The organism is Janthinobacterium sp. PSPC1-1 (assembly GCF_049897625.1).
In the GTDB taxonomy this organism is placed as follows: domain Bacteria; phylum Pseudomonadota; class Gammaproteobacteria; order Burkholderiales; family Burkholderiaceae_D; genus Janthinobacterium; species Janthinobacterium tructae.
Window position 1 is genome coordinate 804755 of record NZ_JAFCWP010000001.1, and the last position, 14301, is coordinate 819055.

The following is a 14301-nucleotide window of genomic DNA, read 5'->3' on the forward strand; positions in this document are numbered from 1 at the left end:
GGTATCCCATGGCCGGAGAAAAAAACACCTCGCGCCGCCGTTTCCTGCTCGGCGGCCTTGGCCTCGGCGTGGCCGGCGTGGGCGCCCTGGTGCTGGGCTGGGGCGTGCTGCCGCCGCGCCAGCGCCTGCACGGCAGCGCGCCGCTGCCGCTGCAGGATGGCGCCGTGGCCTTGAACGGCTGGCTGGCCATCGGTACGGACGGCATGGTGACCCTGGCCATGCCGCGCAGCGAGATGGGGCAGGGCGTGCATACGGCCTTGCCCATGCTGGTGGCCGAGGAGCTCGACGTACCGCTGGCCAGCGTCAAACTGATCCAGGCGCCGATGGATAAAATCTTCGGCAATGTGGCCATGCTCAAGGATAGCCTGCCGTTCCACCCGGACGACCAGGGCCGCGTAAAAGCGCTGGCGCAATGGACGGTGGCCAAGGCGGCGCGCGAACTGGGCGTGATCGTCACGGGCGGCTCGTCCAGCGTGAAGGATGGCTGGGGCCCCATGCGCGAAGCGGGCGCGTCCGCGCGCGCCATGCTGGTGGCCGCTGCCGCCGCGCAGTGGCAGGTGCCGGCCGCGCAATGCCGCACGCAGGATGGCGAAGTGCTGCACCCCGATGGCCGGCGCGCCAGCTACGCCAGCCTGGCGCAGCGCGCCGCCGCCATCGATCCGGGCACGCCCGTGCTGAAACTGCCCCAGGATTTCAAGCTGATCGGCAAGCCGGCGCCGCGCCGCGACACGCCCTCCAAAGTGAATGGCAGTGCGCGCTTCGGCATCGATGCGCGCCCGCCCGGCATGCTGTACGCGGCCCTGCATCTGCCGCCGCGCCTGGGCGACACCTTGGCCGCGTTCGACGCGGCACCCATCCTGGCCATGCCCGGCGTCAAAAAAGTGCTGGACCTGACGCCGCACCTGGCTCAGCGCAGCGTCTCGTGTGCCGCCGTGGTGGCCGATACCTGGTGGCGCGCCAGGCAGGCAGCAGCCGCCTTGCCGACGCAGTGGAAGGCGGGCCCGCAAGCGAACTTGTCCAGCGCCGGCGTGTATGCGCAGTTTGCCCGCCTGTTAGATACCGAAGCCGGTTATGCGTACCACGCCAGCGGCGAGGTCGAGGGCAAGGTCGCGCAGGGCTTGCGGCAGGTCAGCGCCGAGTATCGCGCGCCGTTCCTCGCGCACGCGGCCATGGAACCCGTCAACTGCACCGCGCAGGTGAAAAATGGCAAGGTGATGCTGTGGGTTTCGACGCAGGCACCCGGCATCGCCGTCGACGTGGCGGCGAAAGTGGCCGGCGTCGACGCGAAGGATGTGACGATCGAGGTGCTGCTGCTGGGCGGTGGTTTTGGCCGCCGCCTGGAGGTGGACATGGTGGCGCAAGCCGTGGCCATCGCGCTGCAGTGCGATGGCGCACCGGTGCAGCTGGTGTGGACGCGCGAACAGGACACACAGCACGATATGTACCGTCCCGCCGCGCTGGCCCGCTTTGCGGCACGCCTCGACGAGCACGGCCGCATCGCGTCCTGGGATAATAAATCCGTCAGTGGTTCCATCACGCATCAGTTTTTGCAGCGCAACTTCGGCTTGCCGGGGGCGGGGCCGGACAAGACCACGGCCGAAGGCGAATTCGACATGCCGTATGAAATCGCCAACCAGCGCATCGCCCACGTGATCGCCGACAGTGCCGTTCCCATCGGCTACTGGCGCTCCGTGGGGCATTCGCACAATGCGTTCTTCAAGGAAAGCTTTATCGACGAGCTGGCGCATGCGGCCGGGCAGGACGCCATCGCCTTCCGTCGCGCCATGTTATTGAAACATCCGCGCCACCTGGCCGTGCTCGATGCGGCAGTCGCCAGGGCGGGCAGTGCGCCGCCCGGCCATGCGCATGGCGTGGCCTTGCACCAGTCGTTCGGCAGCATCGTGGCGCAGGTGGCGCAGGTGTCCGTGGAAAACGGCGAAATTCGCGTGCAGCGCGTGGTGTGCGCCATCGATTGCGGCATCGCCGTCAATCCGAACATCATCGCCCAGCAGATGGAGTCGGCCGTGCTGTTTGGCCTGTCGGCGGCGCTGGGCGGCGAGATCACCTTCAAGGATGGCAAAGTGGAGCAGGGCAATTTCCACGACTATCCCGTGTTGCGCATGGGGCAAACGCCGGAAGTGGAAACCATCATCATCGCCAGCGCCGAGCATCCGGAAGGCGTGGGTGAACCCGGTACGCCGCCGATTGCGCCGGCCGTGGGCAACGCCATCTTCATCTTGACCGGGAAACGGCTGCGCAGCCTGCCGCTGCGCCTGGCCTGATGTTTACTGTGCCAGGGTGGCAGCCAGTAATTGACGCAGATTGCAGTCGCGCTGCCAGTCGCGCCGTTCCTGCGTGCTGCCGGCCAGTGCCGCCAGTTCCTCGGCGCTGAGCGCCTGCTGCGCCTGCACCATGCGGTGCGCCAGGCCGCCGTCGGGCAGCACCGTGCCGAAGAAGGCGACATGGTCCTCGCGCTGGATCAGCAGGGTGGGGAAGTTGTCGATGTCGAGGTCGCCCACCACGTCGGCCTGGTCTTCGATATCGATCCAGACGAAGAGCGTGTCCGGGTGGCGCGCGGCCAGTTCCTCGAACGTGGCGCGGTAGCTGCCGCAGGTGCCGCACCACAGCGCACACAGGCAAGCCACGGTCCAGTGTGGGCCGGCCAGGGCTGCCGCGACGTCGGCGCGGTTATCGGTCGTGAGGGTCAGGCTGTGCATGCTCGTATCTATTAGTGGGCGGATGGGCGCGGGGCGCCCGATGCGCGTATTCTACCGCGCCCGGCCACGCCAGTCCCGAGAATGCATGAGCTTGTTTATCGGTGTTTTTTGATGCAATCGCCCTTTCTGGTGGATAATGCTGATAATTGCGCGCTGATTACGCTGGTCCATGCTGTTTCCTGGCCCCGCAGCCTGACCCCCTCCAGTCTGTTTTCATGCCCTGCCCGGTGTCAGCGCTCCCGCCTTTGTTTATTTTTATTATGGAATTAGCCAGCTTATGTTGAGTTACCGCCACGCCTTTCACGCGGGTAATCACGCCGATGTGTTGAAGCATTATGTGCAGATTCAGTTGTTACAATATCTGAATCAAAAAGATACCGCCTATAGTTATATCGATACCCACTCCGGCGCGGGCGTGTATGCGCTCGACGGTGGTTATGCCGCGAAAAATGCGGAATACGAAACGGGCATCGCGCCCCTGTGGGACCGCACGGACTTGCCAGCCTCGCTGGCCGAGTACATGAAGCTGATCAAGGAAATGAATCCGAGCGGCAAGATGCGCTACTACCCGGGTTCGCCGTACTGCGCCGACAAGGTCAGCCGCGAGCAAGACCGTCTGCGCCTGTTCGAGCTGCATCCAGCCGATGCCAAGATTCTGGCCGACAACTTCCGCAAGGTCGAAGCGCATGCGCTGGCCCAGGGCGAGCGTCCGACCGTGCGCGGCAAGCGCGTGCTCATCACCAAGGCTGACGGCTTCCAGAGCCTGAAAGCCCTGCTGCCGCCGCCATCGCGCCGCGCGCTGGTGCTGATCGACCCGCCATATGAAGACAAGATGGATTACCGCAAGGTCAAGGACACCCTGGCCGACGCCCTCGTGCGCTTCCCGTCGGGCATCTACGCCGTCTGGTACCCGGTGCTGCAGCGCATGGAATCGCGCCAGTTCGCTGACAAGCTCAAGCAACTGCCCAGCTCGGACTGGCTGCACGTGACTCTGACGGTCAACACGCCGTCGCCGGACGGCTTCGGCTTGCACAGCAGCGGCATGTTCATCTTGAACCCGCCGTACACCTTGGAGCCGATGTTGCGCGAAGTCATGCCGTACCTGGTCAAGGTATTGGGGCGCGACGATGGCGCCAAGTTCGTATTGGAAACGGGCAAGGGCGGACAGAAAAACACGGGTACCCGCCGAGTCTGAGGACACCTGACCAAACCTACTGCGCGTCGGTATAGGCGGCCTGCGATGCTCACCGTACTAAAGTACGGTTGCGCTTCTTAGCCACCTCTCCCTTCCGCTCGCTACGGTTTTGTCAGGTGTCGTAACTATCGTAGTTGAGCAAAGTAAACGCCACGGCAAATATGTTCGTGGCGTTTGTCGTTTACTGTCCCAACAACAAGAACACTGTCGGTTTCTTGTGGAAGTCCGGTGCCTTGCCGGCGGCCAATTGTTTCTTCCACTGCGCGCCATTCCACGTCTGCACGCTTTCCGTGTCCAGGCTCAGGTCGGTGGCGACGCAGATCAGGGTCGACGGCGCGCATTGGGCTACCAGCGCTTCGAGCATGGCGGCGTTGCGGTAGGGCGTTTCGATGAATAGCTGGGTCTGCTTTTCATTGCGCGACCGGCTTTCCAGTTCCTTCAGGCGCTTGGCACGCAGGGCTGCATCGGTGGGCAGGTAGCCGTTGAAGGCGAAGCTCTGGCCATTCAGGCCGCTGGCCATCACGGCCAGCAGGATCGACGACGGCCCCACCAGCGGGCGCACTTTAATGCCGTGCTGATGCGCCAGGCGCACCAGGTCGGCGCCGGGGTCGGCCACGGCGGGCACGCCCGCTTCCGAGATGAGACCCGCATCGCGTCCCGCCAGCAAGGGCGCCAGCAAGCCGGCCAGCGCTTGCGCCGGGGTATTGACGTTGAGTTCGGAAATCGTGATTTCCTGCAGCGGTTTGGCCAGCGGATGCTGGTTGCCGATCAATTTCAGGAAGGCGCGCGCCGTCTTGGCGTTTTCCGCAACGAAATAATCGAGTTGCGAGGTGATTTGGCGCACCTGCTCGGGAATGATGTGGGCCAGCGGGTCGGTCGGGCTGTCGGACAGGCCGAGGTGGTTGGGAATCAGGTACAGGGTGCCGGTCATATTCTTCTTGTCGGTAAATTAAATGGTAAAAAATGCCACGCCCGCCTTGCGCAGCATGCCCGTCAGGGCGATCAGCGGCAAGCCGGTGAGGGCGGTCGGGTCGGTGGTGGCGATGCATTCGAGCAGGGCGATGCCCAGGCCTTCGTTCTTGGCGCTGCCGGCGCAATCATACGGTTGCTCGATGCGCAGGTAGGCGTCCAGTTCGGCATCGGGCAAGTCGCGCACGGTGACGCGGGTCTGGATATCTTCCACTTGCGCCACGGCGGGCGACTGGCGCCCGTCGAGCAGGCACAGGGCCGTATGGAATACGGTCTGGCGCCCGCGCATGGTTTGCAGCTGCTGCAGGGCGTAGGCATGGTTGCCCGGCTTGCCGATCTGCGCGCCATCCAGAGTGGCGACCTGGTCGGAGCCGATGACGAGGCTGCCAGGGTAGCGGTCGAGCACGGCCTGCGCCTTGGCCTGGGCCAGGCGCAGGGCCGTGGCGCTGGGGCTTTCGCCTGGCAGGGGGCTTTCGTCGAGGTCGGGCACGGCCACCTCGAAAGGCAGGCGCAGGCGTTGCAGCAATTCCTTGCGATAGGTCGAACTCGATGCAAGAATCAAGCGCAATGGGGCGGAAGTTGGTATCATTCGGTAATGGATGGCGGCCGGCATGGCCGCGCTGGTCGATGTCAGTGGAATTTCACGCAAATTCCAGGGCGCAGAGCCCATAACTGAGGCTCCATGCGGCATGACGGTGTTGATGAAGTTGTCATGTTTATGGCAAAGATTGCGTCAAAAAAGATGCTTAGCCTTTGACTCCGTGCTCAAAACCCTGTTATTATCGCAGGTTTTCCGGGGAAATTTTCTACCAATGAATGCTTTTGTGATCGACGCCTTTGATTTTTGTCGTATCAGCGGGAGCCGCGAGGGTGTAACTCCTGTCGCTGAAATGACCCGGTTGACCAAGGATTGTGCAGATGCTTCCGGCGACATCGCCTGGAAGATCGTCGGCGGCACCAGCAAGCTGGGCTACCCACAACTGACCTTGTCGGTCAACGGCACCGTTCAGCTGGTTTGCCAGCGCTGCCTGACTCCGTATGCTTACGCAATTGATTCGACGACTACTCTGATGCTGGGCAAGGATGACGAGCAGGCGGACGAGATCGAAGAAATCATCAACGATGAATCGATCGACGTGATCGTCGGCAGCCGCAGCATGGATGCCGCGGCCCTGATCGAAGATGAAGCCTTGCTGGCCCTGCCGCAGGTACCCAAACACGACGTCTGCCCCGATACGGCGCAGCTCGATGCTCTCAAGACTGAAAAGCAGTCGCCGTTTGCGGCACTGAAGGACTTGAAGCCAGAATAAGTAGTAGTTGTAGTTTATAGGTGGCCTCAAAAACCGTAGGTTTGTGAGGTCCCGCTTAGAGAACGTGTCAAACGCGTGTTGTAATCGAGTATGGCAAGTGTAGTGAAATGTAATTGTAATAAACGATGTCGGTCCGGGCTATTTTCGGGTAGTCTTTGCCGCTGGGATACTCGATTCGCATGTATTTGCCAATCGATTGTGCTAAAATTTTAGAACTTATGTATTAGGAGTCATCATGGCAGTTCAACAGAACAAGAAAACCCCTTCCAAGCGCGGCATGCACCGTTCGCACGACTTCCTGGTCGCGCCGCAATTGAGCGTCGAGCCAGTTACCGGCGAAACACATCTGCGTCACCATATCAGCCCTAACGGCTTCTATCGTGGCCGCAAAGTGTTGAAGACCAAAAACGACGAGTAATCGACGTTTTTGTTGGGTAAGATGAAAGCGGTGTTGCGTGGTTATTCGGCGTGGCGCCGCTTCTTCTTTTTTATCGGCTGCAATTCATCTTGCATACCCGTCATTTTGAATCACGCTGTCCAGGTCTGTGCATGACATGCTGCGCCCTGCATATGCTCCAGTCCGATTCACATCTTGCCGCACGCCCGCAGCGGTATTGAATCAACACAAATGACAATCAAAATTTCTATCGACTGCATGGGCGGAGATCATGGTCCCTCAGTCACTATCCCCGCAGCAATTTCCTTCGTAAAACATGAGCCTGAAGCCGAACTGATCCTTGTTGGATTGGAAGACGTGATCCGTGCCGAACTGAAAAAACATAAAGCTGACACGCATCCGCGTCTGTCGGTATTGCATGCCTCCGAACAAGTTACCATGGACGATCCCCTGGAAGTGGCCCTGCGCCGCAAGAAGGATTCCTCCATGCGCGTGGCCATCGAACAGGTCAAGAGCGGCGCGGCGCAAGCCTCCGTTTCCGCCGGTAATACGGCAGCCCTGATGGCCGTGTCGCGCTATGTCTTGAAAACCATGTCCGGCGTCGACCGCCCGGCCATCTGCAGCATCTTGCCGAATCAAAAGAACGGCCCGACCTACATGCTGGACCTGGGTGCCAACGTCGATTGCGAGCCGCATCACTTGCACCAGTTCGCCATCATGGGCTCCGTGCTGGTGTCCGCCATGGAAGGCATAGCACGCCCGACGATCGGCTTGCTGAACGTGGGCACGGAAGATATCAAGGGCAATGAAGTGGTGAAACTCACCGCGAAGCTGTTGCAGGCCGACCACGAGCGTGGCGCGCTGAACTTCTACGGCAACGTGGAAGGCAACGATATCTTCAAAGGCACCACCGATATCGTCGTCTGCGACGGTTTTGTCGGCAATGTGACCCTGAAAGCCATCGAAGGCCTGGCGCGCCTCATGAAGGACGTGCTGACTACCGAATTCAAGCGCAATCCGATCACCATGCTGGGCGCGCTGATCGCCCGTGGTGCCCTGAAAGCCATCGGCAACCGCCTGAATCCATCGCGTTACAACGGCGCCAGCCTGCTGGGCTTGCGTGGTCTCGTCTTCAAGAGCCATGGCAGCGCCGATGCCTATTCGTTTGAATGGGCCTTGCGCCGTGCCTTTGACGCGGCAAAAAATGACGTGCAAGCACAGCTGGCCAGCCTGATCGCCGAGCTGATGCCGCGCACGCCAGTACCGGACGAACCTACTTCAACAAGCTCTACCATTTAGTGGACGGGTACTTGCATGACTGTTTTTAGCAAAACTTACAGCAAAATTATCGGCACCGGCAGCTACTTGCCGGAGAAGCGCGTCACCAACCAGGACTTGACCGAACAGCTCGCCGCCAAGGGCATCGAGACGTCGGATGAATGGATCTTCTCGCGCAGCGGTATCTCGGCGCGCCATTACGCGGCGCCGTCGCAAAACTCCTCGGACCTGGGCGTGGAAGCGGCCAAAAAAGCCCTGGAGATGGCGGGCCTGAGCGGCAACGACCTGGACCTGATTATCGTCGCCAGCTCGACTCCCGATTTCTTCGGCAGCTTCCCCAGCACCGCCTGCATCGTGCAGAGCAAGCTGGGCATCACGAATAACTGTGCCGCCGTCGACGTACAAGCCGTCTGCAGCGGTTTCGTGTATGCAGTCGCCACGGCCGATAGCTTTATTCAATCTGGCATGCACAAGAATGTGCTGGTGATCGGCGCCGAAGTGTTTTCGCGCATCCTCAATTTCGATGACCGTGGCACCTGCGTGCTGTTCGGTGACGGCGCCGGCGCCATCGTCATGACGGCCTCCACCGAGCCCGGCATCCTAGCCACCAAGCTGCACGCGGACGGCCGCCACTCGAACATCCTCAGCGTACCGGGCAGCGTGGCTGGCGGTGCGCTGGCCGGCAGTGCCTTCCTGTACATGGATGGCCCGGCCGTGTTCAAGCTGGCCGTGTCCGTGCTGGAAAAGGTCGCGCACGAAGCATTGGCGCACGCCAACATGACGGCGGACCAGATCGACTGGCTGATCCCGCACCAAGCGAACATCCGCATCATGAACAGCACGGCCAAGAAACTCGGATTGCCACTGGAAAAGATGGTCGTCACCGTCGACCAGCATGGCAACACCTCGGCCGCTTCGATCCCGCTGGCGCTCGACATCGCCGTGCGCGATGGCAGGGTCAAGCAGGGCGACAACGTCATGATGGAAGGCGTGGGCGGCGGCTTTACCTGGGGCGCCGTGCTGGCAAGGATGTGATAGCCGAAGGCTGACTTCGGGGTCCGACCCGTCGGGGGAATGCATTCCAATGGAATGCATTCCGATCCCGCAGGGACGTACCCCAGCAGTTGCCTTTGGGTCTCTGATTCTCTAAATAGTAAAAAACGGAGTCGACATGACACAATTTGCATTTGTTTTCCCAGGCCAAGGCTCGCAAGCGATTGCGATGCTCGACGGTTTCGCCGGCAACCCCGTGGTGGCGCAAACCGTGGCCGAAGCGTCGGACGCCCTGCAATTTGACCTGGGCAAGCTGATCGCCGAAGGTCCGAAGGAAGAACTGGATCTGACCACCAACACGCAACCGGTGATGCTGACGGCGGCCGTGGCCTTTTACCGCGCCTGGCTGGCAGCGGGCGGCCCCGTGCCGAACGTCGTGGCCGGCCATAGCCTCGGTGAATACTCGGCGCTGGTCGCCGCCGGCGTCATTTCGTTCAAGGATGCCGTGCCACTCGTGCGTTTCCGTGCGCAAGCCATGCAGGAAGCCGTGCCCGTGGGGCAGGGCACGATGGCTGTCGTGCTGGGCCTGTCGGATGACGACGTGCGCGCCGCCTGTGCGGAAGCGGTGGCGGAAAACCCGGCCCTGGTGGTCGAGCCCGTCAATTTCAATGCGCCTGCGCAAGTGGTCATCGCCGGCCATACGGCGGCGGTCGAGCGCGCCTGCGAACTGGCCAAGGCCAAGGGTGCCAAGCGCGCCATGAAGCTGCCCGTCTCCGCGCCATTCCACTCGTCGCTGCTGAAGCCGGCTTCGGACCGTTTGCGTGAATACATGGCCAGCTTGAACTTCTCGGCACCGCAAATCGCCCTGATCAACAACGTCGACGTGGCCATTGTCAACGACGTCGCCGGCATCAAGGATGCGCTGGTGCGTCAGGCAGCGAGCCCCGTGCGCTGGGTGGAAACGATGCAGAAAGTGGCTCTTGAGGGCATCACGCAAGTGATCGAATGCGGTCCGGGCAAGGTCCTGATGGGCCTGGCCAAGCGCATCGATCCCGTGCTGGTGGGCGACGCCATCGTCGACCAGGCCTCGCTGGAACGCATTTTGACGCAGCTCAAATAAACATCAGATTGCGGCAGCCTGCCTGCCGCACTTGCTTTAAAGGATACTCATGAATTTAGCAAATCAAGTCGTGCTGGTCACGGGCGCCTCGCGCGGCATCGGCCGCGCCATCGCCACCGAACTGGGCAAACAGGGCGCCACCGTGGTTGGCACCGCCACCTCGGAGAGCGGTGCGCAAGCCATCACCGATTACCTGGCCGCCGAAGGCGTGGCGGGCAAGGGTCTGGTGCTGAACGTGACCGATGCGGCGCGCTGCGCGGCCGTCGTCGATGAGGTGCAGAAAACCTACGGCAGCCTGTCGATCCTGGTCAACAATGCGGGCATCACGCAAGACCAGCTGGCCATGCGCATGAAGGATGACGAGTGGGATAGCGTCATTTCCACCAACCTGTCGGCCGTCGGCCGCCTGTCGCGCGCCGTACTGCGTGGCATGATGAAAGCCAAGGCTGGGCGTATCATTAATATTACGTCGGTGGTGGCTTCGTCGGGCAATCCGGGTCAAATGAATTACGCGGCGGCCAAGGCCGGCGTGGAAGGCATGAGCCGCGCCCTGGCGCGCGAAATCGGCAGCCGCAACATTACCGTGAACTGCATCGCCCCCGGCTTCATTGATACCGACATGACCAAGGCCCTGAGCGAAGAGCAGCACGCGGCCCTGTTGACGCAAATTCCCCTGTCCCGCCTGGGCAAACCGGAAGACGTGGCAGCGGCGGTGGCCTTTCTGGCCTCGCCACAAGCGGCATATATCACGGGCACGACCCTGCACGTGAACGGTGGAATGTACATGAATTGATGTGAAAGCTAGACAGGGCGGGCGTTTGTGGCATGATTCAACGGTCGTTTTTGTCTATAATCGCATCTTTTAGCAGCAGCTTCGGTTGAATTAGCAGCAGACACCGAAATTAGTATTCGGACGCGCAAACCTGATAAAATGCGCGCACTTTCCGTAACACACACTTTGGAGCCATAACATGTCGGATATCGAACAACGCGTTAAGAAAATCGTCGCTGAGCAACTGGGCGTTGCAGAAGCAGACATCAAAATCGAATCCTCCTTCGTCGACGATCTCGGCGCCGATTCCCTGGACACCGTGGAACTGGTCATGGCCCTGGAAGACGAATTCGAAATGGAAATCCCTGACGAACAAGCTGAAAAAATCACCACCGTGCAACAGGCGATCGACTACGCCACCGCACACGTCAAGGCCTAAGCCTGTTTGACCGACTTCAGGAGAATCGCTTGAGCCGTTCTAAAAACCGTCGTGTTGTTGTAACCGGCCTGGGCTGTGTTTCACCTGTCGGCAATACTATTGCCGAGGCGTGGAGCGCAATTACCGAAGGTAAATCCGGCATTGCCACGATTACCAAGTTTGATGCATTGCCCTTCACCACGCATTTTGCCGGTGAAGTCAAAGGTTTCAATATCGAAGAGTACATCTCCGGTAAGGAAGCCCGCCACATGGATACCTTTATCCATTACGGCATGGCTGCAGGCATCCAGGCGATGCAGGACTCCGGTCTGGAAGTGACCGAGGAAAACGCCGAGCGCATCGGCGTGATCATCGGTTCCGGTATCGGTGGCTTGCCGCTGATCGAGGAAACCAAATCCGAGTACGAAAAGCGCGGTCCGCGCCGTATCTCGCCATTTTTCGTGCCTGCCTCGATCATTAACATGATTTCTGGCAATCTTTCGATCAAATATGGTCTGAAGGGTCCGAACCTGGCGATCGTGACGGCGTGTACCACCGGTTTGCACAGCATCGGCGCTGCCGCGCGCATGATCGAGTACGGCGATGCCGACGTCATGATTGCCGGCGGTGCTGAATCGACCGTGTCGCCGCTGGGCCTGGGCGGTTTCGCCTCGGCACGTGCCTTGTCGACCCGCAACGACGATCCGGCAACGGCATCGCGTCCGTGGGATACCGACCGCGACGGCTTCGTGCTGGGCGAGGGTGCTGGCGTCATGGTGCTGGAAGAGTATGAGCAAGCGGTGGCCCGTGGTGCCAAGATCTATGCCGAAGTGCATGGTTTCGGGATGAGCGCAGATGCTTATCACATGACCTCGCCGCTGGAAGATGGTAGCGGCGGCAGCAAATCGGTGATCGCGGCCCTCAACAACGCAGGCTTGAACCCGGATCAGATTCAGTACCTGAACGCGCACGGCACGTCGACCCCGCAAGGCGACGTGGCGGAAGTGATGGGCATCAAACGCACCTTCGGCGAGCATGCCAAGCATATGGTCGTCAACTCGACGAAGTCGATGACGGGCCATTTGCTGGGCGGCGCGGGCGGTCTGGAAGCGGTGTTTACGGTCCTGGCATTGCACCATCAGGTGTCGCCACCGACCATCAACATCTTCAACCAGGATCCCGCTTGCGATCTCGATTTCTGTGCCAACACGGCGCGGGATATGAAGATCGATTATGCAGTGAAGAATTCGTTCGGCTTCGGCGGAACGAATGGCACGCTGATTTTCGGTAAAGCGAAATAAGTAGGAACTTTCAAGCGCTCACTACGGTCAAACCGTAGTGAGCGCTGATTCGGTGCCAACGTTCGTTGGTGACTGAATTTGCCCGGCATAGTGCCGGCGCGCCTGATGTTTTTCCCTTTGAGTTGGCAATATGTCGATCGCGGTAGCGGCTGTCATTCGCACGCCTGTCTGTTTGCGCCTGCTGCAAGCGGTGCTGGGGCTGTGCGCGCTGCTGGCCGCCTGGCCTTTGAGCGGCGCGTGGCACGTTGCGGCCCTATCTGGCTCTGGCCCCGGCTTCGGCCAACTGGTGGGCGGCTATGCGCTGGGCTGGCCCGCTGCACTATCGAGTGCGGCTGGCGGCGTGTTTTTGCTGGCTTTGCTGCGCCAGCGCAGAAAGCCGCAGGTGCTTGATATTTCGCCGGTCGGCCAGTTGCGGCTGGCGGTATATCTAGAGCATGGCGGGGCGCCGTCCAGCGCGGGGCCGTTGGTGCCGCCGGTGCTGCGCCTGTTACCGGGCTCGACCCTGTGGCCATCGCTGCTGGTGCTGTGCCTGGCCGATGCCGCGGGGCGGCGCATGCAGGTACTGGCGCAGCGTGGCAGCGCTTGCGCCGCCTTCCGCCCGCTGGCCGTGGCGTGCCGGGCCATCGCGGCGCGCAGTGGGGAAGAATAAAAGTGGGGCGAACACTGAACTTCTTGCAGCGGGCCAACTCTATATCCATACAGGCGCCCACGCTGCATGCGAACAGGGACATCGGGCGTGAGGACAGAGCGCGAGTATGATCAGTTGCTGGTCGAGCGAGTGCAGGCTGGCGACAAACGGGCATTCGATGTGCTGGTATCGAAATATCAGCGCCGCTTGATGCGCCTGGTGTCGCGACTTGTGCATGACCCGGCGGAGGCCGAAGATGTGGTGCAGGAAACCTTTATCAAGGCATACCGGGCGCTGCGCCATTTTCGCGGCGATGCCGCCTTCTATACCTGGTTGTATCGCATCGGCATCAATACGGCCAAGAATTATCTCGTCACGCAGGGGCGGCGCGCCGCCACGTCCAGCGATGCCGACGCCGAGCAGGCGGAGTCCTTCGATGACGGCAATAAATTACGTGACAACAATACGCCCGAATCGGTACTGGCCAGCAAGCAAATTGCAGCCACAGTCAACGCGGCCATGGAGGTGCTGCCCATCGAACTGCGCACGGCCATCGTGCTGCGCGAGATCGAGGGCCTCAGCTATGAAGAGATCTCGGAGATCATGGCGTGCCCCATCGGCACCGTGCGCAGCCGTATTTTTCGTGCGCGCGAAGTGATCGCAGAGAAATTGAAGCCATTGTTGGATATGCCGATTGACAAGCGCTGGTAATCTGGGGAATATGAGGTTGGCATGGCTGCGTCCGGTTCCGCGCCGACCCTCTTGAAATGGCAGGACCCATCATGGATACGCATACACGATTGCACGAGACGATTTCCGCCCTGGCCGATGGCGAGCTGGCGGCGAGCGAACTCGAACTGGCTTTTGCCGCCCTCGACACGGATGAGGGGCGGCAAGCCTGGGATGCCTATCGCCTGATCGGCGACGTGCTGCGCTCGGAGCAGTGCGGCCATGCCCTGAGTGCCCAATTCGACGCGCGCCTGACGAGCCGCCTGGCCGCCGAGGCGGCGCCTGATGAGCCGGCTGTCCATTTGCCACTGTCCGCTGCCATCGTGCCCCCGGGCGCTGCCGAGCCGCTGGAGGCGGGGCCGCTGGCGCAACGCTAGCGCTGCCGCATCTGCGGCATCTTATGCCAGGCGGGTCTTGATACTTAGAGCCTATCCCAGTAGGGAGCGTCTTCTGCTGGCAGTTCATCAGGAGCGC

The 14301-nt window shown here is 61.2% G+C and carries 16 protein-coding genes; 13 read left to right on the plus strand and 3 right to left on the minus strand.

Annotated features, from left to right (window positions below):
• Positions 1-8: 8 nt before the first annotated feature.
• Positions 9-2282, plus strand: coding sequence for a molybdopterin cofactor-binding domain-containing protein (locus ACP7EG_RS03650; RefSeq protein ID WP_426086461.1), 2274 nt, complete (start codon positions 9-11; stop codon positions 2280-2282).
• Positions 2283-2285: 3 nt separating this feature from the next.
• Here ACP7EG_RS03650 and ACP7EG_RS03655 read toward each other — a convergent pair whose 3' ends face one another.
• Positions 2286-2717 carry a thioredoxin family protein gene (locus tag ACP7EG_RS03655; protein ID WP_426086462.1) on the minus strand — a complete coding sequence of 144 codons (432 nt, stop codon included), beginning with the start codon at positions 2715-2717 and terminating at the stop codon, positions 2286-2288.
• Positions 2718-2994: 277 nt separating this feature from the next.
• Between ACP7EG_RS03655 and ACP7EG_RS03660 the strand changes: the two genes are divergently transcribed.
• Entirely contained in the window at positions 2995-3912 is a 918-nt protein-coding gene (locus ACP7EG_RS03660) for a 23S rRNA (adenine(2030)-N(6))-methyltransferase RlmJ (RefSeq protein ID WP_071076471.1), read from the plus strand.
• Positions 3913-4093: 181 nt separating this feature from the next.
• Here the strand turns inward: ACP7EG_RS03660 and ACP7EG_RS03665 are convergent, their stop codons facing one another.
• Together ACP7EG_RS03665 and ACP7EG_RS03670 are read right to left on the minus strand one after the other, a co-directional pair.
• Positions 4094-4843, minus strand: a complete 750-nt coding sequence (locus tag ACP7EG_RS03665) for an SAM-dependent methyltransferase (protein ID WP_426086463.1) — start codon at positions 4841-4843, stop codon at positions 4094-4096.
• 18 nt (positions 4844-4861) lie between these two features.
• Positions 4862-5470, minus strand: a complete 609-nt coding sequence (locus ACP7EG_RS03670; RefSeq protein ID WP_426086464.1) for a Maf-like protein — start codon at positions 5468-5470, stop codon at positions 4862-4864.
• A gap of 223 nt (positions 5471-5693) precedes the next feature.
• Between ACP7EG_RS03670 and ACP7EG_RS03675 the strand changes: the two genes are divergently transcribed.
• The 11 genes from ACP7EG_RS03675 (at position 5694) to ACP7EG_RS03725 (ending at position 14204) form a co-directional block, all read left to right on the plus strand.
• Positions 5694-6191: a YceD family protein gene (locus ACP7EG_RS03675; protein ID WP_071076474.1), complete on the plus strand. Its 498-nt coding sequence runs from the start codon at positions 5694-5696 to the stop codon at positions 6189-6191.
• A 235-nt stretch (positions 6192-6426) separates the two neighbouring features.
• A complete protein-coding gene (gene rpmF / locus ACP7EG_RS03680) occupies positions 6427-6609 on the plus strand; it encodes a 50S ribosomal protein L32 (protein WP_010399517.1) in 183 nt (60 codons plus the stop codon).
• A 210-nt stretch (positions 6610-6819) separates the two neighbouring features.
• The gene (gene plsX, locus ACP7EG_RS03685) at positions 6820-7887 is read left to right on the plus strand and encodes a phosphate acyltransferase PlsX (RefSeq protein ID WP_071076475.1); all 1068 of its coding nucleotides are present in this window, start codon (positions 6820-6822) and stop codon (positions 7885-7887) included.
• A gap of 15 nt (positions 7888-7902) precedes the next feature.
• Positions 7903-8901, plus strand: a complete 999-nt coding sequence (locus ACP7EG_RS03690) for a beta-ketoacyl-ACP synthase III (RefSeq protein WP_426086465.1) — start codon at positions 7903-7905, stop codon at positions 8899-8901.
• 136 nt (positions 8902-9037) lie between these two features.
• Positions 9038-9979: an ACP S-malonyltransferase gene (gene fabD, locus ACP7EG_RS03695; RefSeq protein WP_426086466.1), complete on the plus strand. Its 942-nt coding sequence runs from the start codon at positions 9038-9040 to the stop codon at positions 9977-9979.
• 49 nt (positions 9980-10028) lie between these two features.
• The gene (gene fabG / locus ACP7EG_RS03700) at positions 10029-10772 is read left to right on the plus strand and encodes a 3-oxoacyl-ACP reductase FabG (protein WP_099763133.1); all 744 of its coding nucleotides are present in this window, start codon (positions 10029-10031) and stop codon (positions 10770-10772) included.
• 178 nt (positions 10773-10950) lie between these two features.
• The gene (gene acpP, locus ACP7EG_RS03705) at positions 10951-11190 is read left to right on the plus strand and encodes an acyl carrier protein (protein WP_008449912.1); all 240 of its coding nucleotides are present in this window, start codon (positions 10951-10953) and stop codon (positions 11188-11190) included.
• Positions 11191-11219: 29 nt separating this feature from the next.
• The gene (gene fabF, locus ACP7EG_RS03710; RefSeq protein WP_071076479.1) at positions 11220-12470 is read left to right on the plus strand and encodes a beta-ketoacyl-ACP synthase II; all 1251 of its coding nucleotides are present in this window, start codon (positions 11220-11222) and stop codon (positions 12468-12470) included.
• Positions 12471-12600: 130 nt separating this feature from the next.
• Complete coding sequence (locus tag ACP7EG_RS03715) at positions 12601-13119, plus strand: hypothetical protein (protein ID WP_426086467.1); 519 nt, start codon at positions 12601-12603, stop codon at positions 13117-13119.
• Positions 13120-13185: 66 nt separating this feature from the next.
• Positions 13186-13809 (plus strand): RNA polymerase sigma factor RpoE, encoded by a 624-nt coding sequence (gene rpoE / locus ACP7EG_RS03720; RefSeq protein ID WP_219136777.1) that lies wholly within the window; start codon positions 13186-13188, stop codon positions 13807-13809.
• Between the two features lie 71 nt (positions 13810-13880).
• Entirely contained in the window at positions 13881-14204 is a 324-nt protein-coding gene (locus ACP7EG_RS03725; RefSeq protein ID WP_426086468.1) for a sigma-E factor negative regulatory protein, read from the plus strand.
• The last annotated feature ends 97 nt before the right edge of the window (positions 14205-14301 follow it).

Coding starts and splice junctions, on each gene's coding strand:
- ACP7EG_RS03660 (WP_071076471.1), top strand. CDS start 2,995: ATGTTGAGTTACCGCCACGCCTTTCACGCGGGTAATCACGCCGATGTG.
- ACP7EG_RS03690 (WP_426086465.1), top strand. CDS start 7,903: ATGACTGTTTTTAGCAAAACTTACAGCAAAATTATCGGCACCGGCAGC.
- ACP7EG_RS03675 (WP_071076474.1), top strand. CDS start 5,694: ATGAATGCTTTTGTGATCGACGCCTTTGATTTTTGTCGTATCAGCGGG.
- acpP (WP_008449912.1), top strand. CDS start 10,951: ATGTCGGATATCGAACAACGCGTTAAGAAAATCGTCGCTGAGCAACTG.
- plsX (WP_071076475.1), top strand. CDS start 6,820: ATGACAATCAAAATTTCTATCGACTGCATGGGCGGAGATCATGGTCCC.
- fabG (WP_099763133.1), top strand. CDS start 10,029: ATGAATTTAGCAAATCAAGTCGTGCTGGTCACGGGCGCCTCGCGCGGC.
- rpoE (WP_219136777.1), top strand. CDS start 13,186: ATGCGAACAGGGACATCGGGCGTGAGGACAGAGCGCGAGTATGATCAG.
- ACP7EG_RS03715 (WP_426086467.1), top strand. CDS start 12,601: ATGTCGATCGCGGTAGCGGCTGTCATTCGCACGCCTGTCTGTTTGCGC.
- ACP7EG_RS03655 (WP_426086462.1), bottom strand. CDS start 2,717: ATGCACAGCCTGACCCTCACGACCGATAACCGCGCCGACGTCGCGGCA.
- ACP7EG_RS03725 (WP_426086468.1), top strand. CDS start 13,881: ATGGATACGCATACACGATTGCACGAGACGATTTCCGCCCTGGCCGAT.
- ACP7EG_RS03650 (WP_426086461.1), top strand. CDS start 9: ATGGCCGGAGAAAAAAACACCTCGCGCCGCCGTTTCCTGCTCGGCGGC.
- rpmF (WP_010399517.1), top strand. CDS start 6,427: ATGGCAGTTCAACAGAACAAGAAAACCCCTTCCAAGCGCGGCATGCAC.
- fabD (WP_426086466.1), top strand. CDS start 9,038: ATGACACAATTTGCATTTGTTTTCCCAGGCCAAGGCTCGCAAGCGATT.
- ACP7EG_RS03665 (WP_426086463.1), bottom strand. CDS start 4,843: ATGACCGGCACCCTGTACCTGATTCCCAACCACCTCGGCCTGTCCGAC.
- ACP7EG_RS03670 (WP_426086464.1), bottom strand. CDS start 5,470: ATGATACCAACTTCCGCCCCATTGCGCTTGATTCTTGCATCGAGTTCG.